This is a genomic window from Bacillus sp. es.036 (assembly GCF_002563635.1).
Lineage (GTDB): Bacteria > Bacillota > Bacilli > Bacillales > Guptibacillaceae > Guptibacillus.
In genome coordinates this window covers 2,488,139-2,514,211 of the sequence record NZ_PDIZ01000001.1, presented here as the reverse complement: position 1 = coordinate 2,514,211, position 26,073 = coordinate 2,488,139, and the positions used below count along the sequence as shown (strand labels likewise).

The following is a 26,073-nucleotide window of genomic DNA, read 5'->3' as shown; positions in this document are numbered from 1 at the left end:
GTCCTCGAATAAGGGGAACCGTAGTTTTTTTTGTGCGATTAGCTTTTTGATGAAGAAAGACGATTATAGATCACTAATACAATGATTAAAACAACGAGACATACACCGATTAAAATTCCGATTAGGAGCTGAAAAGAGGTTGATGTCGTTTCGTTACCTTCTGAGTTAGTCGATGTAAAAGCTGCCGCCTCTGATGCAGAGAAAAGATTGAGATTCTCTGCTTTATCTTTAATCGTACTATTTTCATGACTCATTGAAAGAAATAACTCATTTTGAGTTTTGGCAAGATTAAAAACCTTTTCTCCAGTAAAAGAAATCTTTTGCTGTTCTTCCGATATTTCTTCCATTTCTTTCGTATTCGATGAATCGTAAATTAAGTCAGTGTTTTTCTTGAATTTGTTCTTTTTGTATTCATTCGGTAATAGCTCATTGATGTCTGTGTTTCCCTCTGCTGCCACTGGAACGCTGTGACAGCAGAGAAAAATCAAAGTGAACAGGAAAATGATCTTAGGCTTCATGGGCCTTATCCTTTTTTATTTGTGTCCATGATCGTTTGTTTAAAGCATATTGAAGAATGATCAGGACGATCAAAATGGCGGATAAAATCATCGCACCTTCTGAAAAGAGCGTTTGTGTACTGTTCTGGATTGACATATACACGCGAGACATTGGATCAGTAAAGCTAAAGTTTGGTGTTGAAAGAGCTAATAAAGGTGTTACAAACAAGGCGACGAGGCCAACGGTAACGAGCCATCCGATTAAATGGTGACTCATAAAGGCTACGCGAATGAGTGCCGCACAACTTAATAGTAGTAAGATCGTAAAGATGGTCCATTCCATAGAACGATCGTTTCCTAATGGATAAATCGATAAACTGTAGAGGCTAATCACAAGCCCCACGATACTTGTCAGCATTAAGAATAAAATACTTTGTAGCCACCATGGACCATGTTGGAAGTAGTAACTTGCATATCCAATCAACAAGCTGCTTAAGAGAATAATAAACAAAATGACCACTGGTGGAAGATTCGTATCTTTCTTATCAGTAAAGACGCTTCCTGTTACGTCAATTGGAGTAGCAAGGAAATCATAGACGTATTCATTAGATTGGCCATCTACAAACGCATTCCCCATAACGTTAAAAACATCATCACGAATCATAAGGGTGGAAGCGACGTTCGTTTCCCACTTGTTATTTAGTGTGTTGGCATCTGTCTGCACTTCAGCTACTCGAGACTGGAGTTCATCTGTGTACGAAAGAATTTCAGATTGGCTATCTTCAATAGAATCCATCCAATCATACAAAGAACCCATCTGGCTCTTAACCTGATCATGATTACTTATGATATTTGTGCCCTGTGCTGTTTTATCAGGTGTTTGCTGCTGAGATTGTTGCATTTGATTTAGAACGTTATCTGCTTCTTCTTCAATTCCGTTCAAGCTTTCAAGTAATTTTGCTTGCTGGGTATCGAGAACGTTTTTGTAGTCTGCTAAAAAGACAGTGAAATCATCTTGTAACGTTGTTAGGGCATCACTCGTCTTCGGTACTTGTGAGCCAACCGCGTCCCATTGACCTTCTTCTTTGTTCGTTAGTTCTAACATGCTGTTCACTTCTTCGCGAAGGTCATTGTCCTGTAGAACAGTTTCCTGCACGTTGTTTTTAGAAAGCATGCTATTAAGCGTTGCTTCGTAACGATCCAAATAGGCATAGTATTGAAGAACATCTGTTAAGTTAGTCCCTTTAATAGGTCGTTGGAAATAGACGGATAGCGTATCTTTTCTAGCTTGTGAAAGAGCTGGAGATGCTAGTATTGCATTTTCTTTCTCATTGATACCTGATGAAATTCGATAGATTTTATCAGATACCATCACTAGTAAGTCTTTTAGCTCGGTATTTGATTCTTTTAACACATCAACCTGTTCCATTAACGTTTCTTTTTGAGAAGAGAGCGTTTCGTTTTCTTTCGTTAGCTTCTCCAGTTCCTTTGTTAACTCTTCAATTTGTTCAAGTAAACTTTTATTTTCTGTTGTGAGCGATTCTATAAGCTTCTTTAATTCTTCTAGTTCGCCATCTAGTGGGTTTTCGCCGCCTTCTTTGGCTAAAAGCTGTTGTTCAGTTTGCTTGATTCGATCGTTAAGCGTTAGCAACGTTGTCGATGCGGTTTGAAGATCTTCTACTTTTGGTTGTTCTAGGGCGATCAATGTTTCTTGTAACGCAACGACTTCCTGAGCGATCGCTAATAGCTCGTTACGTTCTTCGCTTAGATCAACAGGAGTTGAACCATTTGTTTCAGCATCTTCATCGATCACAGGAGGCTCTTCATCTTGTAAGCTTTTTAGAAGTTTTGTAAGATCTTCCGTTGGATCCTCTTCTTCACTAGGTTCAACTGGTTCTTCTGGATTTTCAGGCACTTCAGGGAGTTCGGGATCATCCGGAATAATGATCTCGTCACCATCACCAAGTTTCTTGCTAAGCGTAGCGATTTCACCTTCTAGTTCATTTAAAATCATTGAATCTTTTAGTTGCTGGTAGTAGTTTAGAATCCGTTCTTGAAGCGTATAGAAATCGTTAACCTGACGCTCGACCTGATTGTACCGAACTTCTTTTAGACCAGCGAACATTTCTTGCTGCTGAATCATTTGGTTTTCTACCTGAGACATGTTTTCAAGTACGCTCTCAGATTTCCCTTCGAACAGTTCTTTATTGTTCATAAACATCGGTTGAGGCATTTCTGTAGCTTGTGAAATCGAATTGACTGAATCGGCTTGGATTTGTTCTAGAACTTCTTGCTGCTTCTGCTGATACTCACGATAGTCATTTGTATAAGTAACAAAGTTTGCTAGATTTTCTTGAAACCCTTCCATCGTATCTGTTTGGTCAGCCGCACGTTCCTCAGCATTTTCTGAAGTTGATTGAAGGTTCGCAAGCATCGAAACTTGCTGCTCCATCTGCTCGGCCAAATCTTTCGAACTTGGTGTATAGAAAGAAAGCATCGTTTGTTGGAATGCTTTCTCTTTCTCTACAATTTGGTCAAACTCTTGTTGGATGTTGACGAGGTCATTTGAAACATAGTTCCAATAAAGAGAAGACATCTTCGTGTTCACGCGATTTGTTGCTTGTTCAAGTTCAAGCAAAACTTGTTCTTTATTTAGGGCATTTAATTGATTCTGTACAGTAAATGCTAACTTTGTTTGCTCCGGTTGGTTTTCGTCGTACGTTAGAATCTTCTCAGAGAAAGTGGAGGGAATATAAACAACGGCATCGTACTTCTGATTGTTTAATCCATTTTCTGCAGCACTACGTCCAACAACTTCCCAATTGTATTGTGATTCAGATTTAAGAAGGGGAGGGACGTCATTTCCGAACTTTACGAGTTCCTCGTCTTCTTCGGTTCCTGTATCTTCATTGATGACAGCGATCGTTTTCGTGGCGCTCTCCTTCTTTTTCATCGGATTTTCTCCAATGGAAGTAAAGTAAATGAGCGGGAGAACTAAAATGATTGCTGTTACGAGAATGAGCTTAAGGATGCTTTTCTTTTCTTTCACGCATGGACCTTCCTTTCTATTTGAAGAAGTGGAATTTGGATTTTTTGCGCGGTTTCACTTTGCACATAATAAGCAAATCCGGCTTTAATATCGGGTTCTTTCCTGTCAAAAGGCAGGTTAATGAGCGTTTGATCGGATTTCTTCATTAATAAGATGATTTGACGAACTTGTTTCAATTCAACTGTTAGTGGGTCATAGCCTTTCGTTAGCTCATTGCTGCTGCCAGATGCAACAATACTTAAGCCAAGGTGGCTATAGTTTTTCATTAGTGTGGTCATTCGATCCTGTAGCAAACTTCCGAGCGTTTGAGAAAATCGTCCATATCCATCGATAAAGAGGAGAACTCTAGAGAATTCAGGAAGTGTTTCATCACTATTCATACTTTCGTGGTACTTTATCTCACGTGACTTGAATTCCGATGTCATTTGTTCAAGCCATTCTTCGATTTGTTCTTTTGTTTCTAAATAAGTTGTCTTTTCCTCATCTTTTAAATGAAATAACCCGCGATCGATTGAATCAAATATGGCAATATGGTCTCCTTCATGCTGTAACGCTTGCTGGGTAAGAAGACGCATGATATTGGTTTTACCTTTTTGAGCCTGTCCTAGTACAAGACAATGGGATGTCTGCGTAAAGGAGAGGGATACGGGCTTCACTGTTTCTTCATGCAGTCCAATTGGGTAAGAATTTTTTGGTTTGGAAGCTTGAATGTACGTCTTGAAAGTTTTAAATGTAAGATCACTCGGTAGCATTGGAATCGCTTCAGGTTTGCTCGTATCACGGTATTTCTCTTGGAGCATTTGAACTTCTTCTTTCAATGAAGCTAGCTGTTCGTAATCATCTTCTCCTTTAGCTGGTAGGATGATTTGACCGAAGTGTGTTTTCTCCTTTTTCATAATGGCCCTGCCTGGGATGGGTTCTGGTGCAAAAGGGATTCTTCCAAGAACGGTGTAAGCTTCAGAATTATCGAGTAAATAATGAACGATCTTTGTTTTAAGGTTATTCATAAGAGCTTGTCGAATGGAATTTAAACGGGTGGCGCTGACAATTAAATAAATTCCCAGCGACTGTCCATCTCGCGCAAACTGAGTGAAGATCGGATCAAAATCCATCAGCTCCTCTTTTACAAGATCATAGTTATCGATTGTAATAAAGAGAAGGGGAAGAGGTTTTTCATTTAACCGATTGTACATCGTAATAGAGCTCACTTCTTCACGCTGAAAAAGTCGTTTACGTTTCGTAAATTCCTCCTGAATAAATTTCAATAATTTATTTAATTTACGTTCTTCATCAATTAAGAAATAATCTCCCGTATGGGGTAAATTCTTAATCGATAATAAGCCCCCGTTACCGAAATCGAGTAGATAGAATTGCGCCTCTTCTGGCGTGTTTGTTGATGCGATACTCATAAGTAACGTTAGAATGGTTTGCGTCTTCCCGAATCCTGATGAGCCAAATATGCCTATATTTCCATCTTTTATTAACTCATAATGATATGGAGATTGGGCTTGTTTTTCAGGTTCATCCAGCAAGGCAAACGTCATTTTTTTCTTTTTGGATTCAAAATCATGGCGATATAATCGTTTCTCGAGTGGTGGTAGCCATGGGCTTGGTAATCTTCTTAGGCCAAGTTCCTGCTGGACATCAACAATTTTATCTACGATTACTTCGATTTCACTTTGCTTCTTTTTCTTGCTTTCTTCTGAAGAGGAAAGCTCTGATAGTGGAACGAGACCGAGGTCAGTCACAAGAGCGATTTCATCTTCCATATCCGAAGTATCTTCCATATAAGTCGCTCGACTATAGGCTGATTGGAATAAGTCGTACACTTCGTTATTCCCAACCTGTAAGTAGGCGCGCCCTGTTACGGTTAGTGATGCAGCATCACCGTTCTTTAAAATTTCACGGCTATCCTCTACATTTTGTACTTTTAGAGCGACGCGGAAGCGAGCGTTACTCCAAATTTGATTATCAATGACGCCACCAGGTTTTTGCGTGGCAAGTATGAGGTGCACACCTAGACTTCGACCAATTCTTGCAGCGCTGACAAGTTCTTTAATGAACTCTGGTTCTTCCGTTTTTAACTCAGCAAATTCATCCGAAATTAAAAAGAGATGGGGCATTGGTTCAGCTGCTACTCCATTTTTATAAAGAATCGTATAGTCGTTTATGTGACTCACTTCATACTGATCAAAGATGGTTTGTCGTTTCTTTAATTCGCTTTTAATGGAAGCGAGTGCACGCGCACTGAAATTTTCACTACCTTCGATATTTGTAATCGTTCCAAGTAGGTGAGGAATTTGTTTAAATGGCTGAGCCATTCCACCACCTTTATAGTCAATTAATAGAAACGCCACTTCATGTGGATGGTAGTGAACGGCGAGTGAAAGAATATACGTTTGCAAAAATTCACTCTTCCCGGATCCTGTTGTACCAGCTAGTAATCCGTGGGGGCCGTGAGCTTTCTCATGAAGGTTCAACTCAACAACGTCCTGTCGTCCTTTCAGTCCTACAGGTGCTGCAAGGGACTTAGACGATTGATTCGTTACCCAGTTATGAGATATCGGTAGTTCATCAATATCTTCCATGTTCAGCATCTGCAAGAAGGATACTTTGTCAGGAATCGAATTCGTAATGCCACGTTGGTGATTAAGTGTGCGGAGCATTCGAGAGAACTGTTCATTACCGCTTTGTTTGTGTTGATCAAGTTCGAATGAGATTTCGGCGGCTTTTTTCTCTTGAATGAGAATATCTCCTTCGTTTTTGTTAATGTAGCGAATAAGCGTATGGATATTATCGGATAGACTCTCCTTTGCTTCTGCAACGAAAATCGTTGAAAGCCCTAGATGTGTGTGCTCTTTCTCTAAATACTCTAAAATGACATGGTCTGAGATTAAGTTGTGATTCGAAACAATAAACACATAGTGTGGTGCGAAACGTAGCTTTTCTTTATCTTCTTCTAGGTCACGTTCTCGAATCATTTCATAGATCGAAGAAAGGAGCTGATCTCGCGTTTGTTCATTGTAAATAAACCCTTTTGAAAAGGAACCTGGCATTTGAAAATGAGGTAACCATTTCGTCCATTCCCAATTGGCATATTCTTCTTCATCAAAAACGAAGACAAATCGAACGTCGTGATAGCTGTGGAAGAAAGCGAGCTGTCCAATGATTTGATGGAGCTCATTCTTCACAACCGCTTCTTTACCAATTAGACCGATTGCTCCCTGGAATAGGTTTGCAGTAATCGGGAGAGAGTGTAGTTCATTGTAAACTTGCTTCAGGTTCTGTGATTCTTCTAATAGCTCATCCATTTCTCTTGTCGACATGTCAGCTGAATTGACGGAAATTTTATAGCTTGCTGGTACCGTTCCTGTTCCCAAACGAAATTGAAGGAAGTCAGGACTCTCAAGGCTACGTTCCCATAAACGATCTGAAACCTGCTCTGTTAAGTATTTCATTCGCTCAAAGCTAGGGTAGTGGAACGTTAGCACTTTGCGTTGCTTTTGAGCCAATTCATGAAGTTCTTGTCGCTTATCCTCAAGGTACCTTTTATAAATCCTTTTCTTACGTGCTTTTGATTTCTTTTGATAACTTTTATCTTTGAAATATTGGACTGTTGATGTAACAAGCGTTGTCGCAAACATCACAACAGAAATAAGGATAAAGATTCCCCTTGGAATAAGAAGTGCCACTAGTCCCATTACGATTAGCATCATTAAGGGTGGTAGGATAATAAGCCATAGGCTTCGATTGTTTCGATCGGACTCTTGCGTAGGAAAGGAAAGATCGATTTTATCTTCAGGTAACTCATACATCATCCTTGGTGTACGACGATAGTTTGGGTATTTTTTTTTCATCTCAGATGACGGAATCGTAGCTTCTGGTAAAGAGGTTTCAAATGTTTCTGGGCTTGTTATCTCAATCATATCTTCTGCAATTAGTGTCAGTGTCATCATCGGTAGGAAAAGCATATCTCCGATTTGGAGCGGTGATTTTCTATGTAAAAGCGAACCATTTAGGTAAACGGTTGTTGGACTGGTAGCTGTAACTGTCCAATGTTTCTTCTTGCGAACGAGGGTTAAACCAACGCCATCAGCTAGACGTTTCATTTGAATATCTGCTGTGGCCTTGGAAAGAGTTATTTCTTGCAGGTTACCAACATAATAAACGTTCCTCTTTGCTTTAGAAGTTATTATGACGGCAACTTCTTCAGAACCTAATTGAAAAGTGGATTGTTTATTTAGAGGCACTGTCATGATCTCATCATCATTTTTAAACAATTGGTAGTGTTGTTCTTTACGCTTTATTGAAAATACGTGTTCATCCGAATGAGAGGAAGGGATCGTAAAAGAGTGATTGATACTTGTTCCGATCGTAATGAGTAGAGACTGTTTATCAAGCTCAATCGTTTGATACGTATCTCGAAAGAACACCCATAATTGCTCCATTATTTCACCTCCGATCTATTTTTCTTCTTTTTTCTGCTCATCTTGCTGCTTCTCTTCTGGCTTTTCTTCAGTAGTTGTTTCCGGCTGGGCATCTTGCGCCTCTTGCTCTTCTTTCTGCTGTTCTTCTATTTCACTCTCATATTCTTCAAATTCTTGCTCTAACTCATTGATCATCTGTTGTTTCTTCTCGCTCTCTAGCTCAGAATCAGCTTTTACCTGTTCCTTACGCTTTAAAATGCCGTACATTAACAAATCGCGATCTTCTAAATAACGTGCGATTTCGAGTGCTTGTTCTGCTTCACCGCGTCCAATATGAATCCAATATTCATAATACCTTGGATCAGATTGGAGGGAGATCGTGTTACGCACGCTTTCTTTTTGGTCATCTGTAAGAGACTCATTGATGATATAAGAGAGGGCGAGCTGATATTGTGTCACTTTTGGAATATCATCAATTTCATAAGATTGAAGCGAATTCACAACTTCACTATATTCATTTGTTAAAAAGTTCTCCTGTGCCTGAACAATATTCTCTTGTTTTGGTTGAAGAAGAAACAAAGAGTAAAGGGAGTAAAGTAATGCTGGGAGTAAACAAATGGAAACGCCGAGGAGAACATAGCGACTTATCTTCCACTTCTTTTTATTTACTTTAATGAATTCAGCTTCTTTCTTATGTAAATGTTTCATTTGGGAATGAATAATTGGCTGAAGATCAAGAAGTGTTTTCGCTTGAAGCACCTGTTTTAGTTCTGATGACAGTGTGAGCGTGTCAGAGTAATATAGGTATTGTTCAAATGATTGCTCTGGATTCATCATAGCTGCGACAGTGGCTCGTGTTTCCTCAAGAATACGATCAGAATTTTCCTCGTACGGTGGAAGACTTTCCTTTACACCATAATGTAAAAAATATGGCGTCAATCCTTGATCCAATACAAGGTTATCAGGACAAATAATTAAGTTGAGACGCTTGAAGCGGTGATCCTTTACTTTTTGCACTAGTTGATAAGCACTAGCGAGACGCTCGCTTTCAGTCATCTCCTTAAGGATTGTTGGAAGAGCGGAAACGGAAGGTGGAAGCATGTGCTGTATTCTTATCTCATCTTCATTCATATCAATAGTGTTGGGGATGCCAGTATCGATTTCACTTAGAAAATGAACTTCCGTTAACTCATCAAATTTGATTTTTTCTTTTTGAAAAAGAAACGTAATGGCTTCCTTATCGTTCATAATCTTTGCATCTATTTGAGTTTCAAGATAGGGTTTCACTTGATTTGCCATGGTTGTGATCTCCTTCAGAGTATTTCAATGCGATCTCCTGTCATAATTCCCGCATCAATTAAACGCTCATTAGCGGCTACAACTTTGTGCTTATTCGCTAACCGAACCCACTGCGTTTGATCAGGAGGAATTGGGATTTGTTCTGTTTGGCACACAATTTCAATGAGTTTTTTGACAGAATGGTAGTTTGATAGCCTGAGGTCAAGAAAACGACCTTTTTTATAATGATGGAGATCGACAGTTACTTCAATGTACATGTTGTTCACCTCATAAGGAAGGAGCGCCTAAGCGCTCCTGATCAATTCTTTATCGCTTATCCGCGAATTTGGTTAGCAATTTGATTATCAGCTTCATCAAGGGATCTAGCTGTGCTCTTCAGCTGTGTAGACACTTCTTCTAATAATTGCTGCATTTGATAAAATGAAGGTTTAAGCGCTTCGTATTGCTCTTCGAAAGCACGGCTTGATTCACCTTCCCACATAGCTTTAAGTTGGCCCATGATGTCATTCAAGCTATTCACTTGTTCTCCAACTTTGTCTGATTCTGCTGAATAACGATGTGACATGCTCTCTAGTTCTTCTGGTGTTACGCGAATTTGACCTGCCATTCAAAATCACTCCTTTTAAATTAGTAATGTGTGCATCATTCCTACAGAACTGCATCAGTCTATCCTATATATAATTAGCATAATTTGTAATAACTTGATAGGTTTAACGCACACATTGTCAAAAAATGAAACTTATATACTATGACATAATACCCGGTAATTTCCAGTTAATAAACATAAAAATGAAAAATATGGATTGATAATATAATAAATGGAATATTTGAGTGTTATTCCTAAGTATGAAATAGCTTTCCAGTATAATTTGACCGTTATAAGTCTAGCATGTGGTTGTGTAGACTAAATGCTCACTATATTAATCTAGCACTTCTTCAAAATTGCTTGAATAGCCTAACTGATCTTGAAGGAATATCTAAAAGGTTATCGATGTTAGGAAAAGTGACATAGTTAATTTTGATTGATGAAACTTTGTTACATAATTTAACAAATCAGTTGAAGCGGTTAATCTGATGCTTTAACGTATGACGTAATTCAACGATTTGGAGGAATCATATGTTATCATCCAGTGTTGGTTATCTGTTGCTTTTAGTCTTTGGAGTGTTTTTTACAGGTATTACGTTTTTCATGCAGCGAAGACGAAAACAGGCGATGACGGCGGAACAGTATAGTACCGCTGGTCGTAGCGTAGGTGTAGGGTTAACGAGTGCGTCAATTATTGCAGCATGGACGTGGGCGGCTACCTTGATGATGTCCTCTTCGACTGGGTATCAGTACGGGATAAGCGGACCTTATTGGTATGCTGCCGGTGCTTGTATTCAAGTGTTGCTGTTTGCGATTGTAGCCATTCAATTAAAGCGTAGGGCACCAAATGCACATACGTTTCTTGAATTTATTGGTCAGCGTTTTGATAAGAAAAATCACCGACTGATTATGGTCTTTGCGCTTATGACCAATATTTTAGTAACAGCAATGGTTATTCTCGGCGGCGCAATTGCCCTGAACTCCCTGACAGGTATGAATTTGTTTGTAGCAGCCTTTCTCATTCCCCTTACCTTCACGATCTACACTATGATTGGCGGATTAAAAGCTTCCTTTGTCGCTGATTACTTCAATACGATTATGATTTTTTTAATTCTTACCATTTTCGCGGTAGCGATCTATGTGAAATTTGGAACAACCCCCATCTATGAAGGACTTCAAGATCTTCCATCTTCTACATCAATGCTTACGATGGCATCTATTCCGGGACTCTTTTTCGGTATGATTAATATTATTGGTAACTTCGGGGCCGTTTTCGTTGATCAGGCCTACTGGCAGCGAGCGATTGCTAGTAAAGATAGTGCAACTTCACGAGCATACATATATGGCGGAATTGCCTGGTTTTCTATTCCTTTTGCGATTGCCACTTTCCTAGGTGTAAGTGCAGCTGGTCTTGGCGTGCCGATTAGTACTCCAGATTCCGTTGCGCCTGAAATGGCTTCCTATCTTCTTGGTAGTGTAGGGTCAATCCTTTTTCTCGCAATGCTATTTATGGCCGTAATGTCAACTGGAGCAGCAGAATTAACAGCTATTACGAATATTGTCGTAACAGACATTTACCGTCACTCGATCAATCCCAAAGCAAGCAGTCAAAAATTACTTAACGTATCTAGAAAAGTAACGTTAAGCTTTGGACTAATGATGGGGCTTCTGTCTATTCTCCTTTTCTATGTTGGGATAAGTTTAGGGTTTGTGTATATGGCAATGGGCATCTTCGTAAGCGGAGCCGTTATTCCAGTAACGTTAGGATTATTATGGAAAAAAGCGACAAATGAGGGAACGTTTTATGGGGCATTGTCTGGATTTATTCTTGGAGTAACAGCCTGGATTACGTCTGCATATGTGATGTTCGGAGAAGTGAGTGTTGGTTCGCTCGGACAGCTTGAATCGATGTTTTTCGGGAATATTACCGTCTTTATCGTAAGTGGTGTTATTTCTGTCGGTCACGGACTATTGGCTAATCAAGAATTTGATTTTGATACATTAAAAGATAAATTCAAAAGCTTTGATGACGAAGAATTTGAGGAAGAGGAGGAGATTCGACTTGAACGAGCAGCTCGATAAGGATGCGAAACTTTGCGTAAGGTGGGCCATAGGGTTAACCGCTGTTTTCATCATCATCTTCCCAGGAATTATGTTCATCACTGGCTATGAATACAGTTTAAGTTTCTTTAAAGGATGGACGTATGTATCGCTAGGGTGGCTCATTATCGCAGGACTGTTTATTGCCATTCGCCCAATTGTGGAAATGATAAATGATGGGAAAGAGTCTTAAGGTTATAGATTAATAAATTAGATGGAACGAATAGTCGTGTTCAATGAAAGTATTCCCATGTGTTACTTGGTGAATACTTTTTCTTTTTGCTCAAGGAGCAGAGAAAGATATGGTTATTGTTCATAAACCTTCTGAATTAAAATACGTGCTTTTTTCAGTGTATAGTGCAGTTTCAAATGGAATTGGAAGCTTTAAATCTATGAAGGCAAAGGCTGTTGTTGATAACCAAATGAGGCAAACAGTGACGTCTCCTCTTTTTGAAAAGAATAACTTTGCTTATTGGGTTGCGATTGCAAAAATTGATTTTACCAATCCACAAGATATGAGCGTTAGTCACGTTGAGAAATATTCGAAAAGTGGAACGGAACGATCGCCACTTTTGTATGAAGATGGATCGTTAGAAATGAATGTTGGACAAATGGAGTTTAAATAGAAGAATAAGCGAAAACACCTCATCCTAGTAGGATGAGGTGTTTTTCTATTGCTGTTCGACTATTTTTCTCCGTGTGAGACTTATGTTTTCGCTGAAAAGAGTTGGCAGCGTCATTCCGATGATAATGATCACAATACCTGCGACTTGCAGAACGGATACTGTTTCACTTAATAAGATGACGGAAACCATGACAGCGATCGGAAGTTCAATCGCACTAAGAATGGAGGATTTTCCAAGGCCCACCTTTGGAATCGCGATGGAAAATAGGAAAACAGGAATGATCATTCCAAATAAGCCAAGTGCAATTCCGTAGACCCAAAGTCCTTCTGCGAGCAATGTACCATTCCAAATAATTTCTGGAGATTGAAAAACCGCTGACATCAAAAATGCAAAAAACGACACGATGACTAATTGGTTTGATGTATTCATTTTGGCGTTTGCTTTCCCATTGAAATAGAGGAAGAGTGAATAACAAAGTGCTGCTCCAAGCCCCCATAACCAGCCTTGCAAAGGGATGTTTGATAAATCAGCATCAATAAGTCCTGCAGCAGGAATCGTTCCACCAATTAAGATAATAAGTGAAAGCATTTCCATTCGTGTTGGAAGCTGGCGTTTTGAAATACTGGAGATCAGCATGCCAATCCATGTGAATTGAAAGAGCAAGACGACAGCTAGGGATGCTGGTAAATAATTTAATGATTGTCCATAGAGAATATTCGTTAAGCCTGTAAAAACCCCTGCGAAAATAAGGATTTTAATTCCAGAGAAACTTAGCTTTTGTCGGTTAGTGATGAGAAAGATCAGCACGGCAATCAAAAAGCCGATAAAGAATTGACTCGTAACAGCTTCAGATGCTGTAAAGCCACTACCCATTGCTAATTTAATGATGGTTGAAACAACACCGTAACTGCTAGCCCCGATAATGACTAGCAACGGATATAAATACATTTTCATTGAACGTTTGCCTCCAATTAAACTCTTGCATTATTGTATCTCGCTGAAAGCGCTTTTGATTTGAAAAACACAAATTCAAATATAGCTTAGATACGATGAATAAAGCAATGGTTAATTGAGGAAAAGTGCCTGTCACCGCCCGTATAATGTGCTTTTTTGTCGAATTAGTACTCTTTTTCCTTCCGTCTGTGACATCCCTCACATTTCTCCTTCTTTCTGTTTCAACTGTCGAAATTCCCACACAGGACTGACAAAAACCGTTCAAATTCATTCCGTCATTTATTTTTACGCCTGATGTAATCTAAGGGAGAAGCGGAAAGCGACTTTTGTCATAGGAGAAATTATCTAAATAGTGATTGAGCGCATATACCTTGTCTTGTGCATGTATGAACAATCACTTGGAAGAATTGAAGGGGGACCTTGTATGAGTGAACTATTTTTAGCAAGACTACAATTCGGATCGACGACTATTTTTCACTTTTTGTTTGTTCCGTTGTCCATCGGGCTTGTGTTTCTTGTTGCAGTTATGGAGACGCTTTATGTTGTGAAAGGAGACGAAATGTATAAACGGATGGCGAAGTTTTGGGGACACTTGTTTCTTATTAACTTTGCTGTTGGGGTTGTCACGGGAATTATCCAGGAATTTCAGTTTGGAATGAACTGGTCTGAGTATTCTCGATTTGTTGGTGATGTGTTTGGAGCTCCGCTCGCGATTGAAGCGTTGCTTGCCTTCTTTATGGAATCAACGTTTATTGGTCTATGGATTTTTGGATGGGATCGCTTATCAAAGAAACTTCATTTAATGTGTATTTGGCTCGTCTCACTAGGAACGTTGATGTCAGCGTTGTGGATTCTTGCAGCAAATTCATTTATGCAGGAGCCAGTAGGTTTTGTGATTCGAAACGGAAGAGCAGAGATGAATGATTTTTTTGCACTTCTTACGAACCCGCAGCTATTTGTTGAGTTCCCTCACGTAATCTTCGGTGCACTCGCTACAGGAGCTTTCTTTATCGGAGGTGTTAGTGCATATAAAATTCTCCGTAAACAGGAAGTGGCCTTTTTTAAAAAGTCGTTTAACATTGCGATGATCGTTGCTTTTGTTTCTGGGATGGGCGTGGCGTTCAGTGGTCATGCACAAGCGAAGCATTTGATGGAATCTCAGCCAATGAAGATGGCGGCTAGTGAAGCGTTATGGGAAGACAGTGGCGATCCGGCAGCCTGGACGGCTTTCGCGCTGATTGACTCCAAAAATCAAGAAAACTCATTTGAAATTAACATACCATATGCACTTAGTTACCTTGCATATGAAGAATTCAGTGGTGAAGTACCGGGTATGAAGACCTTGCAAAAAGAGTATGAAGAAAAATACGGAGAGGGGAATTATATTCCTCCAGTTAAAACGACTTTCTGGAGCTTTCGCATTATGGTTGGTGCAGGAATGCTGATGATTTTTACATCCTTCCTCGGGCTTTTACTAAATTTCTACAAAAAGCTTGAGGGTAGTCAATTTTACTTAAAAGGAATGGTGTGGCTCATTTCGTTTCCATTTATTGCGAACTCAGCTGGATGGATTATGACGGAAATCGGACGTCAGCCATGGACGGTATTTGGATTAATGACAACTTCTGCGTCTGTCTCTCCAAACGTATCAAAGGCGTCCTTGCTTTTCTCATTCCTATCGTTTACTGCGATTTATACGATTCTCGCTATCTTACTCGTTTACTTATTCGTTCGTGAAATTAAAAAGGGATCAGAACATACTGCTCATGAGGACAAAGAGGTGGCAGTTGATCCGTTTGATCAGGGGGCTTATTTATGATCGCACTTAATGAACTATGGTTTATACTCGTTGCTGTTTTGTTTGTTGGGTTTTTCTTTCTCGAAGGGTTTGATTTCGGTGTGGGTATGGCCAGTCGTTTCCTCGGAAGAAATGAGCTAGAGCGTCGAATAATGGTGAACACGATTGGACCATTTTGGGATGCGAATGAAGTGTGGTTATTAACAGGAGGAGGCGCCATCTTTGCGGCGTTTCCACACTGGTATGCAACGATGTTCAGCGGTTATTATATACCGTTTGTATTTGTCCTTCTCGCGCTTATCGGTCGTGGAGTTGCCTTTGAATTTCGTGGAAAGGTGGATACCCCTAAGTGGATCAAGTCATGGGACTGGGTTGTATTCGTTGGAAGTATCATGCCGCCATTTCTGTTTGGGGTTCTTTTTACAAGTATTTTAAGAGGAATGCCAATTGATGAACAAATGAATATCCATGCGGGTTTTAGTGATTATGTCAATGTATACACGGTATTGGGTGGGGTAACAGTGACCATGCTTTGTTTCTTACATGGACTTGTATTTCTCACTCTGAAAACTGTTGGAGATCTTCAGAAGCGTGCGCGACAATTAGCGAGCAAAGTGATTTATGGTGTTCTGGCTTCATTAGTTGCTTTTGTTGGACTTTCTTATTTTGAAACGGATTTATTCAGCAACCGCGGTGTTGTAAGTGTAACGCTTATTGCGCTGATTGTACTCAGTTATTTTTTGGCGATCGTATTTTTGAAAAAGCAGCGTGATGGGTGGGCATTTGGAATGACTGGCGCAGGGATCGCATTAACGATTTCCACCATATTTGCAGCGTTATTCCCACGCGTAATGATTAGCTCAATCGATGCCGCTTATAATTTAACCGTTTATAATGCTTCTTCTGGAAACTATTCATTAAAGGTGATGACCATCGTGGCGCTCACACTTCTTCCTTTTGTCCTTGGTTATCAAATCTGGAGTTATTATGTTTTCAGAAAGCGTGTAGATGGTAAGGATATGATTTACTAATGGGGAAAATTCTATTTCAATTAAAAAACGTCAAAAAGGTGCTGTTTATCCTAACGTTATTAACCGTTCTTCAAGGGATCGCGATTATCCTGCAGGCGAAATGGCTCGCGGAAGCAGTAACAAGACTCTTTGATGGAGAAGCACTGCAACGAATTTATTCCGTTGTTTCGCTTTTCCTCATAGCTTTTATTATTAGGCATCTTGTTAAGCTGCTTATGACCAAAGTGATCGAGCGTTATGCTGCTCAAACGGCTGCTTCTTTAAAGAAAGATGCCATTGCAAAATTGTTTGCGTTAGGTCCACGCTATGCAACGAAATGGGGAACGGGCAATCTTGTTACGTTACTAATTGACGGGGCAAAACAATTCCGTCTTTATTTAGAGTTATTTATTCCTAAATTAACGACCATGCTTATTGTTGCTCCGCTTGTCCTTATCTATGTTTGGACTTTTGATGTGACATCAGCCATTATTTTAAGTCTCACTCTACCAATATTGATTGGCTTTCTGATCTTACTTGGATTAGCTGCAAAGAAGAAGGCGGATAAGCAGTGGAGCACACATCGCATTTTATCCAATCATTTTGTTGATTCCCTTCGTGGACTTGAAACGCTGAAGTATCTTGGATTAAGTAGAAAACACGCCAGAAGCATTCAAGAAGTGAGTGAGAAGTATCGGAAATCGACGATGAGTACGCTTCGAGTAGCTTTTCTCTCTTCGTTTGCTCTCGACTTTTTTACAATGTTAGGAATCGCTACAGTCGCTGTATTTCTTGGATTGCGACTTGTAGAAGGAGAGATATCTTTAATGCCAGCTCTTACGATTTTAATTCTTTCTCCTGAATTTTTCCTTCCAGTTCGTGAGCTAGGGAATGATTATCATGCCACGTTGGATGGACAAGAAGCAGGAAGAAGGTTATTGGATATGATTCAAACACCAGACTTCAAAGAAGAGAATGGAACGTTTCCTCAGTGGTCCGATATAGATCTATTAACGATTCAGCATCTTTCCGTAGATCATGGAAATGAAAGGAATGCTCTTCAAGATATCTCTTTTTCAGTAAAAGGAAAGCAGAAAATAGGGATCATTGGAGAAAGTGGTTCTGGTAAATCGACCTTGATTGACATATTGGGAGGGTTTCTTGAAGGAAGTGAAGGGACCATTGAGATAAATGGTCAGGAATTGAACCATCTAAAGCATGAGGAATGGCAGAAGCAGTTATTTTATATCCCGCAGCACCCTCATCTTTTTCATGATACTTTAGCAAACAATATTCGTTTCTATAACCACGACGCTTCATTAGAAGAAGTCGGACGCGCAGCAGAAGCAGCTGGTTTGAGGAAAGTTATTGATCAACTTCCTAATGGCTTAAATGAAAAGATTGGAGAAGGTGGAAGAGAATTAAGTGGTGGTCAGGCACAGAGGATTGCGTTAGCTCGCGCATTTCTTGAAGATCGCTCCATTCTGCTTCTTGATGAGCCAACTGCCCAGCTTGATGTTGAAACAGAATACGAGATAAAGAAAAAAATCCTTCCATTATTAGAAGATAAACTTGTTTTCATGGCCACTCACCGTTTGCATTGGATGATGGAAATGGATTTGATTCTAATGCTTGAAAAAGGAAAATTGGTTGAGGTTGGTACTCATGAAGAGCTTATGTCTCGAAAAGGTAGCTACTATCAAATGGTGTGTTTGCAAATGGAGGGAGTCTCATAATGGAGAAGAAGGAATGGATTCTTCCATATTTAAAAGAAAATGCAAAGCTCTTCTCGCTAGTCATCCTACTCGGTTTACTGACTGCCTTCTCAGCAGCCTTTCTTATGTTTACATCCGGATTTCTCATTTCTAAAGCTGCCACTAGACCGGAAAACCTTCTACTAATCTATGTGCCAATTGTTGCGGTAAGGACATTTGGCATATTACGTGCCGTTTCAAGGTATAGTGAGAAGTTGCTAGGTCACCACATTATTCTAAAGGTTCTTTCACATATGCGCTCTCGATTATACGAAACCATTGAACCAAGAATTTTAAAAGAAGGATCCAGTATAAACACAGGAGATCTTCTTGGTGTGATGGCTGAAGACATTGAATATTTGCAGGATGTTTACGTCAAGACGATTTTTCCTTCTGTCACCGGTATCTTTTTATATGCCGTCGCGATAGCATTGCTTGGCGCTTTCTCCTGGGTATTTGCAGGATTAATGGCTATTTATGGCGCTATTCTCGTCTTTCTCTTTCCTTTAGTGTCCTTATTAGTTACGCGTAAAAATGTAGCAAAGCTAAAAAGTTGTCGTAGCTCTCAATACAGCACGCTAACAGATGGTGTCGTTGGAATTGGAGACTGGGTCTTTAGCGGTCATCAGAAAACGTTTATTGAAAACGTTGAAAAAGAGGATGCTGAGATTTATAAGGAAGAGAGGCGTCTCTCTACTTTTGTTTCTTATCGAAATTTTGCTGCTCAGTGTATTGTTGCCATTATTGTTTTATCGATGCTTGTTTGGACAGGGAATCAAAGTATGAATGGACAGATTTCCCATACGCTAATTGCTGCATTTGTTCTTATTCTCTTTCCATTAACAGAAGCCTTTCTTCCACTCTCTGATGCTGTGAGTGAAATCCCAGGATATGAAGATTCGATTAATCGATTGAAAGGATTGTCATTTGAGCAACCTTATGGGGAAAAAGATGATGAGAAAAACGTATGGAAGAATACTCATCTTCGCTTTGATAAGGTTAGCTATCAAACGAAAGAGGGGCAATGGATACTCAAAGACATCAATCTAGAAATCCCTCAGGGAACAAAACTTGCAATTCTTGGTCCAAGTGGTTCCGGTAAAACGACCCTGCTTAAGCTTATGAAAGGAATCTATTCTCCTTCTGAAGGGAGTGTATCGATAAACGGTGTAGAGACTTCTATGTCTAAGGGGGATAAACAGCTTTTAAGTGTGCTAAATCAACAGCCGTATCTTTTTGATACTTCGGTATTGAATAATATTCGACTTGGGAAGCCATCTGCTTCGGATGAAGAGGTCTATGAAGTGGCGAAAAGCGTCCAACTTCATGACTTTATTGTTGCATTACCTGAAGGCTATCAAACGTCTATGAAAGAAGCGGGTATGCGATTCTCAGGAGGAGAGCGTCAGCGAATTGCCCTTGCTCGTATTCTTATACAAGAGACAGCTGTTGTTTTACTAGATGAACCAACAGTTGGGCTCGACCCACGAACAGAGCAAGCTTTGCTCTCTACGATCTTTCAAGTGCTTGAGAAGAAAACGGTCGTTTGGGTAACGCATCATCTTGTAGGGATGAAAAGAATGGACCATATTGCATTTATGGAAGATGGTGAAATTGTAATGGAAGGAAAGCATGATGAACTGCTAATGTCGAGCGACCGCTACAGAAGACTTTATGAATTAGATGCTCCTTTTCAATTAAAGAACTCTCATGTAACAGAAAAGATGATAGGTTAAAAGACCTAATCATTAGAATGCAATAGTTTGTTTTAAAAGATTAGATAGAGTTTCGTTCTTTGTAAAGAACCTAAAACGAGGGTTTTTACTGGTTTTTTGACATATTTGTAATAAAGACATGACGTAAATAGGTATATGGTACTATATTGTGCAAAGTTTATAAAAACCGTATTAATCTGTCATATTTATGTAACCGACTTGTTATTGGACTAAAATCGTTGTGTTATATTTGCCTGTTATCATGTGGGACATGGGTGATTGAGAGAAACAAAAAACAACACCAATATTAAAACTCTCAGGAGGAATGTATACATGGTAGCTCGTAAAAACATTGTAAGAAACGTGGTTACATCCACAGCACTAGCTGGAATGATGTTTGCTAGTCCGGTAGTTTCAGAGGCGGCACTAGGAGATCAAACACTTTCTTATGGTGAAAAACACGGCGACGTTGTCGAGTTACAGGATGTACTGTCTGCCAAAGGGTATTTCAACTATGATGAATCTACAGGATACTACGGATCAATTACTGAAGGTGCTGTAAAGCAATTCCAAAAAGAACACGGTCTTGCAGTTGACGGCATCGCAGGTCCAAATACATTTTCAGCAATGCAAAGCGTAAATAATGGACAAGCTATGCGTACGCTCGTTCAAGGTGATCGCGGTCATCAGGTACAAGCGCTACAAGAAGAGCTTGGTGGTTACTATAACTATACAGTAGACGGAATTTATGGTCCAATCACTGAACAAGCTGTTCGTGCGTTCCAGGCTGATAACGGTCTATCAGTAGACGGTATTGCAGGTAAGAACACTTGGTCTGTATTAAACGGTGGTAGTGCTCCTGCTCCAAAAGCACCTGCTAAGAAAGAGGCTGCAAATAAGGAAGCAGTTCAAACATCTACTACTTCTAATTCCACGCCTGCTAAAGAATCAAACACTGAAAGTAAGTCATCACAGGCAAGTGGTCAAGAAATTCAAATGGAAGCAACAGCTTACACTGCATTCTGTACAGGATGCTCTGGTGTAACAGCTACTGGTATTGATTTGAGAGCTAATCCAAATCAAAAAGTAATTGCTGTTGACCCTGATGTTATTCCACTAGGTTCTAAAGTACATGTAGAAGGTTACGGAGAAGCAGTTGCTGGAGATACTGGCGGCGCAATCCAGGGTAACCGAGTTGATTTATTCATGGCTGATCGCCAAGATGCACTAGACTTTGGTCGTAAGACAGTTACTGTAACAGTACTTGACTAATTTAATTGAAGATCACAACTGCCTGATGATTTCATCAGGCAGTTTTTTTGTCTTGTAATCTATTTAATTCTTTTCGTTGAAACGTGCATTTCACTTCGAGTGATGGAAAAAGATTTAAGTGAAAGATTCCCTAGTTTACCGATTGGTTTTTATGTTTTCGTTCCTGTGATATAGTTTCAAAGGTTTGAAATTGTTCTGTTTGAGAGGGGCTTTTTTGTGCGAAATAAAATCATTCGGTGGGGATTTTTCTTCGTAGGTCTCGCCGTACTTGGTCTAGGCATCGCCATGACAATTAAAGGTAAAACATTTGGAATTGGTCCATGGGACGTCTTTCATTATGGATTATTTAAGCAATTTGGTTTAACGATTGGTAGCTGGTCTATCATTACTGGATTTATTATACTTGCATTCACATCACTGTACACAAAAACAATGCCGCAGTTAGGCGCTTTTTTAAATATGCTTTTGCTCGGTTTATTCATTGATTTCTTCCTATATATTCTCCCGGATCCAGTGACGCTGCTTTCTCAGGGAATTGTATTTATAGTCGGTATTGTTGTGCTCGGATATGGTATTGGTTTATATGTAACCTCTGGTCTTGGGGCAGGACCACGAGATGGAATTATGCTCTTGATTGTAGAAAAAACGGGCTGGCGCATCGATTGGGTAAGAAATGGGATTGAAATCGCTGTGTTGATTTTGGGTTGGTTACTTGGAGGGCCTGTTGGGATTGGAAGTATTATCATTGCTTTTATGCTCGGTAAAATAATTCAATTTTCGATGCCTCAATGTAAAGCATTGCTAGAAACTGTTTTAACTTATCAAAAGCCAATGTCCTCAAATGAATCTGCTTAACGAAAAGCCTGCCGAATTCGGCAGGCTTTTAATTAAATAAAGTTTTTCTCTTTGCACCATTCTATGAAAATATCATAGTCTTTTTTTACACGTTTTTGATAAAATGTGGCCCATTCATTCACTTCATTACGTAGATTTTTCCAGTCATCAATCACGCTAAGAATTTCCGTTTCACTATGGTAGGTTAAATAATGGTGATCAATGTCAGAATCCGCTCGAGCATGAATTTTGGCAGAAATTTGAGCCATCGTCTTAACGGTTTGCTTAAGATCTTTGTACTCTTTTATATGTTTTGGCTCGATTTCCTTTGTATAAGGCGATTTTTCTCTTACATAGAATTCTTTATCGCCAATTGTCACGTAACCAAGGTGAGGGTCTTGCTTATGGTGCATGGCTTGTTGCGTTTTAATTACCCTCAAACCTTCATGTTTATTTGTCTCCCAAAATGCCTGGTCATATGGGAAGAAATAAGCTGGAATGGGTGTGCGAGCTTCCTTAATTTCAAGGATAAGATCAGTTAAATGATCCTCAGCACTTTCGCCGTGAACGAGGATAAGGTAGCGTTTTAGCCCAGTAGAGCCAATACCCGCTCCTTTTTTCTCAACGATATCTTTTATTTCATAATGTCTCAAGCTTTCGTCAATCTCATCTTTCAATGTTTTGGTGTATGTTTTCCATGCTTTTCTTACTTGGGTCTTTTCTGCTTCACCAATCGCATTTAATTTAGTACCGGTACGGATGAATTTTCGTTCGCCATCACTGTTAAGATGAGTTTGTTTATTCAGTGAGTGCGTAGGGGAACGATCTTCAAGTTTTTTTAGGCGTTTCTTGATTGGTCCCTTTGTGTTTTTGTCTGTGAATTGAAACGCAACAGGCTTTTCCTCTCCATTTTCGAACGCTTGAAGTTGTTTCACATAATTCTTAATAAACGTACTGACTAGTTTTGATTGGTCGCTATCTGAGTAACCTAAGTCTTCCGCATAAAGTCGAACACTAACGGTCATTCTAAGTAAATCGTACAGATAAGAACCGAGATAGCCTTCATCAAAATCATCTACATCAAAGACATTCTCACCATCTTCATTGCGAAAAGCACTAAAGTTGTCAAAGTGAAGATCTCCCATTAACCAGGTTGGTTTATCATCTGGTGTATGGTAATGAAAAGGTATTTGTGTAACATCATAATAATACAAATACGCGCTCCCACGAAAGAAGCTAAAAGGACTTTCGCTCATCTTACTATATTTCGTTTTACGTTCAGATTTCGTAAGTTGCATTAACGCAGAATCAAATTGGTCAATAATCATTTGTAGCGTTTGTTTACGCAGATAGTTTCTTGTGTTTTTGATATGTTCTGTTGAGACGGATGTCATGTTACTTCCTCCTTTGTTCGTCATAATTCTAGTGTACTTTAGTTAAAGGTCCGAACAAAGTAAAAGAGGTTATAACAGTTTTTCGGTTTGTATGGAAGTAGAGTGACAATCATTAGTCGTATTGTTGTAAGTGGAATAAAAAAGAATAATTTAAGAGATCCCACTCTAATTGCAAGGAGTAGGATCTCTTAGTCGTTAGTCTCTTATAATATCCTCTTTCATTTCATGTTCTTTAATATAAGCAAGAGGAAGGAGAGTACTCTCAAAATCAAACACGTTTAATTCTTTTCCGTTTAAAAGGCGATTTGGGTAATCGGGGTTAGCGAGAGCGCTTGTACCAAGACTAATAAAATCAGCTTCTTGCTTTTCGATAAGATTACTTGCTTTATCAGGATCACCCAGCTGTCCATTTGCAATGACAGGAATAGAGCTATAGGCTTTCGCAGCAGCAGCTAATGATTTAGTACCGCCTCCAAAAGCAGGTTGAGTGCCATCAGGCTCAGTTACGTGAATATAATCAAGATCTTTTTCTAACGTTGAAAAGATGAGCTTTGCTGATTTTTCTCCTTCAGGCCATTTATAGGCTGGGTCAGCAACTTTGATTTGAGATAAACGGATTCCAACAGTAAAGTTCTTTCCAACTTCATTTCGAACATCTTCGATCACTTCCGCTAAAAGCTTAAGTCGGTTTTCAAGCGATCCACCATATTCATCTTCACGCTCATTTAAATAGTCTGTTAAAAATTGGTCAAGCAAATAGCCGTTTGCACCATGAATTTCAACACCATCAAATCCTGCTTCTTTCGCATGACGAGCTGCTTTTTTAAATGAGTGCCTTATTTCCTTTATTTCATCTAAAGAAAGAGACTTCGGTGTTTTGAAAGATCCTGATCCTCCATAAAACCCAAGCTGCTCTCCTTTTGGTGGGATAGTTGAAGGAGCTACTGTGACATCTGTGTAGGCATTTCCCTGACTTTGGCCCCCGGCGTGCATCAGTTGAGCAATGATCGAAGTTCCGTATTCATGCACAGATGAAGTTACGTTTTTCCACGTTTCAATGTGATTATGGTTGGTTAAACCAGGCTGATTTAAATAGCCCTGGCTATAAAGCTCATCTGTATAGATGCCTTCAGTGATAACGGCACTGAAACCTCCTTTCGCAAAACGTTCATAGTAATCGCGCATGGTCGTGGTGGCACTTCCGTCATCTGTTGCGGTAATGCGAGTCATAGGTGCGACGATAAACCGATTTTTTAGTGAAAGCTTTCCAAGTTTTTCTGAAGTAAATAATTTGTTGTGGTTCATTCCAGTCATCCTCTCTACGATCTCATTTATGGTTATCATTATAAAGGGAACCAATAGAATAAACGAAAGTTATGCTCAATTTGGTAGCATGCACAGTGAACTATTTATTTAAGTAGGAAGAGGGGATTTATTTCCATCCATCAAAAAACCACCCTTTCATTGAAAGGGTGGTGGATGTTACATTATCTAGTTTGACCAGTACCTGTCATGCAATATTTGATCGTAGTTAAAGATGGTAGTCCCATAGGACCTCTAGCATGTAGCTTTTGTGTCGAAATACCGATTTCTGCGCCAAAGCCTAAAGCAGAACCATCTGTAAAGCGAGTAGATGCATTATGATAAACAGCAGCTGCGTCTACAAGATTTCGGAATAGAGAAGCTGATTTTGCATCTTCTGTAATAATCGCTTCAGAATGCTTCGTGCCATATTGTTCAATATGATCAATAGCTTCTTGCGTATTTTCAACTGTTTTGATTGCAATTTCAAGACCAAGATATTCGTTGCTCCAGTCATCTTCGTCAGCAAGGACAGCATCTTTAAACGTGTTTACGATATATTCATCACCGTGAACGCTAATGTTATTTTCAGCTAATGCATTTTCAAGAGTCTCCTGGTTTTCTTCAAGCCATTTTTTATGAACGATAAGCGTTTCAACCGCATTACAAACCGCAGGTCGGTCAGTTTTCGCGTTAATTAAAATGTTGATGGCTTTGTCAACTTCTGCTGATTGATCAAAATAGATGTGGCAGTTTCCAACACCCGTCTCAAGTACTGGTACAGTTGCATTGTTTACAACTGTGTTAATGAGGGCTCCGCCTCCACGAGGAATGAGAACATCAATGTGTTCTTTCATCGTAAAGAGCTGGCTCGTTGCTTCGCGATCAGTTGTTGCAATTAATTGAACGGCTTCAACAGGAATTTTCGTTTTTGGAAGTGCTGCATGAATGACGCGAACAATTCCTTTATTTGAATTAAGAGCGTTGGATCCACCTTTTAGTACAATCGAATTTCCTGATTTGAGTGCAAGACCAGTGGCATCAACGGTTACGTTTGGTCGCGCTTCATAGATCATACCGATAACGCCCAGTGGAACGCGAACTTGTTCTACTTGCATACCGTTTTCAAGGGACCAATCAGAAATAACCTCTCCAACTGGATCCTCAAGGTCTGCTACTTCACGAAGTCCGTTCGCAAAGTCTTTTACACGCTCTTTCGATAAACTTAAGCGATCCATAAAAGCTTCTGTAAATCCTTTTTCTTTTCCGCGCTCGAGATCTTTTTTATTTTCGTTTAAAATATAGTCCGTTTCTTTCTCAAGTTCGTCTGCAATAATGAGTAATGCTTGATTTTTTTCCTCGGTTGTTAGCAGGGAGAGGGTTTTGGAAGCCCCCTGTGCCTGCTTTGCTTGTTCTTTTACATTGACTTTAATTGGATCTAGAGTAGTCATCAAAC

The 26,073-nt window shown here is 39.6% G+C and carries 18 protein-coding genes and 1 pseudogene; 9 read left to right on the top strand and 10 right to left on the bottom strand.

Annotated elements, in window-relative coordinates; genetic code table 11:
- Window positions 1–38: 38 nt before the first annotated feature.
- The 6 genes from essA to ATG70_RS12820 are packed head-to-tail and all read right to left on the bottom strand — an operon-like array spanning window position 39 to window position 9,879.
- Window positions 39–518 (bottom strand): type VII secretion protein EssA, encoded by a 480-nt coding sequence (gene essA, locus ATG70_RS12845; RefSeq protein WP_098444689.1) that lies wholly within the window; start codon window positions 516–518, stop codon window positions 39–41.
- Window positions 508–3,546: a type VII secretion protein EsaA gene (gene esaA / locus ATG70_RS12840; protein ID WP_098444688.1), complete on the bottom strand. Its 3,039-nt coding sequence runs from the start codon at window positions 3,544–3,546 to the stop codon at window positions 508–510. The genes essA and esaA overlap by 11 nt, the downstream gene beginning before the upstream one ends.
- Complete coding sequence (gene essC, locus ATG70_RS12835) at window positions 3,543–7,994, bottom strand: type VII secretion protein EssC (protein WP_098444687.1); 4,452 nt, start codon at window positions 7,992–7,994, stop codon at window positions 3,543–3,545. Before essC ends, esaA begins: the two co-directional genes overlap by 4 nt.
- A 15-nt stretch (window positions 7,995–8,009) precedes the next feature.
- On the bottom strand, window positions 8,010–9,272 hold the full coding sequence (essB, locus tag ATG70_RS12830) for a type VII secretion protein EssB (RefSeq protein WP_098444686.1): 1,263 nt from the start codon (window positions 9,270–9,272) through the stop codon (window positions 8,010–8,012).
- A 14-nt stretch (window positions 9,273–9,286) separates the two neighbouring features.
- Window positions 9,287–9,529 carry an EsaB/YukD family protein gene (locus tag ATG70_RS12825; protein WP_098444685.1) on the bottom strand — a complete coding sequence of 81 codons (243 nt, stop codon included), beginning with the start codon at window positions 9,527–9,529 and terminating at the stop codon, window positions 9,287–9,289.
- A 56-nt stretch (window positions 9,530–9,585) separates the two neighbouring features.
- A complete protein-coding gene (locus ATG70_RS12820; RefSeq protein ID WP_098444684.1) occupies window positions 9,586–9,879 on the bottom strand; it encodes a WXG100 family type VII secretion target in 294 nt (97 codons plus the stop codon).
- A gap of 510 nt (window positions 9,880–10,389) precedes the next feature.
- On the opposite strand from ATG70_RS12820, the gene ATG70_RS12815 reads away from it, so the two are divergent.
- The 3 genes and pseudogenes from ATG70_RS12815 to ATG70_RS12805 all read left to right on the top strand — a co-directional run.
- Window positions 10,390–11,940, top strand: coding sequence for a sodium:solute symporter family protein (locus ATG70_RS12815; protein ID WP_098444683.1), 1,551 nt, complete (start codon window positions 10,390–10,392; stop codon window positions 11,938–11,940).
- Window positions 11,921–12,151 carry a hypothetical protein gene (locus ATG70_RS12810; RefSeq protein WP_257147684.1) on the top strand — a complete coding sequence of 77 codons (231 nt, stop codon included), beginning with the start codon at window positions 11,921–11,923 and terminating at the stop codon, window positions 12,149–12,151. Before ATG70_RS12815 ends, ATG70_RS12810 begins: the two co-directional genes overlap by 20 nt.
- Window positions 12,152–12,278: 127 nt before the next feature.
- Window positions 12,279–12,584 (top strand): annotated as a pseudogene (locus ATG70_RS12805) (TerD family protein); the annotation flags it as partial.
- A gap of 45 nt (window positions 12,585–12,629) precedes the next feature.
- Here the strand turns inward: ATG70_RS12805 and ATG70_RS12800 are convergent.
- The gene (locus ATG70_RS12800; RefSeq protein ID WP_098445808.1) at window positions 12,630–13,532 is read right to left on the bottom strand and encodes an EamA family transporter; all 903 of its coding nucleotides are present in this window, start codon (window positions 13,530–13,532) and stop codon (window positions 12,630–12,632) included.
- Between the two features lie 430 nt (window positions 13,533–13,962).
- Here ATG70_RS12800 and ATG70_RS12795 point away from each other — a divergent pair, with 430 nt between their 5' ends.
- The 6 genes from ATG70_RS12795 (at window position 13,963) to ATG70_RS12770 (ending at window position 21,942) form a co-directional block, all read left to right on the top strand.
- A complete protein-coding gene (locus ATG70_RS12795; RefSeq protein ID WP_098444680.1) occupies window positions 13,963–15,357 on the top strand; it encodes a cytochrome ubiquinol oxidase subunit I in 1,395 nt (464 codons plus the stop codon).
- Complete coding sequence (gene cydB / locus ATG70_RS12790; protein ID WP_098444679.1) at window positions 15,354–16,367, top strand: cytochrome d ubiquinol oxidase subunit II; 1,014 nt, start codon at window positions 15,354–15,356, stop codon at window positions 16,365–16,367. Before ATG70_RS12795 ends, cydB begins: the two co-directional genes overlap by 4 nt.
- Entirely contained in the window at window positions 16,367–18,082 is a 1,716-nt protein-coding gene (cydD, locus tag ATG70_RS12785) for a thiol reductant ABC exporter subunit CydD (RefSeq protein ID WP_098444678.1), read from the top strand. Before cydB ends, cydD begins: the two co-directional genes overlap by 1 nt.
- On the top strand, window positions 18,082–19,836 hold the full coding sequence (gene cydC, locus ATG70_RS12780; RefSeq protein WP_098444677.1) for a thiol reductant ABC exporter subunit CydC: 1,755 nt from the start codon (window positions 18,082–18,084) through the stop codon (window positions 19,834–19,836). The genes cydD and cydC overlap by 1 nt, the downstream gene beginning before the upstream one ends.
- Before the next feature lie 312 nt (window positions 19,837–20,148).
- Window positions 20,149–21,087 carry a peptidoglycan-binding protein gene (locus ATG70_RS12775; protein WP_098444676.1) on the top strand — a complete coding sequence of 313 codons (939 nt, stop codon included), beginning with the start codon at window positions 20,149–20,151 and terminating at the stop codon, window positions 21,085–21,087.
- Between the two features lie 216 nt (window positions 21,088–21,303).
- The gene (locus ATG70_RS12770) at window positions 21,304–21,942 is read left to right on the top strand and encodes a YczE/YyaS/YitT family protein (RefSeq protein WP_098444675.1); all 639 of its coding nucleotides are present in this window, start codon (window positions 21,304–21,306) and stop codon (window positions 21,940–21,942) included.
- 32 nt (window positions 21,943–21,974) lie between these two features.
- On the opposite strand, the gene ATG70_RS12765 is transcribed toward ATG70_RS12770, so the two are convergent.
- From ATG70_RS12765 to ATG70_RS12755, 3 genes are all read right to left on the bottom strand, one after another.
- Window positions 21,975–23,315: a DUF2252 domain-containing protein gene (locus tag ATG70_RS12765; RefSeq protein ID WP_098444674.1), complete on the bottom strand. Its 1,341-nt coding sequence runs from the start codon at window positions 23,313–23,315 to the stop codon at window positions 21,975–21,977.
- A 195-nt stretch (window positions 23,316–23,510) separates the two neighbouring features.
- Window positions 23,511–24,620: an oxidoreductase gene (locus ATG70_RS12760; protein WP_098444673.1), complete on the bottom strand. Its 1,110-nt coding sequence runs from the start codon at window positions 24,618–24,620 to the stop codon at window positions 23,511–23,513.
- Between the two features lie 182 nt (window positions 24,621–24,802).
- Window positions 24,803–26,068, bottom strand: a complete 1,266-nt coding sequence (locus ATG70_RS12755) for a glutamate-5-semialdehyde dehydrogenase (protein ID WP_098444672.1) — start codon at window positions 26,066–26,068, stop codon at window positions 24,803–24,805.
- Window positions 26,069–26,073: the final 5 nt, after the last annotated feature.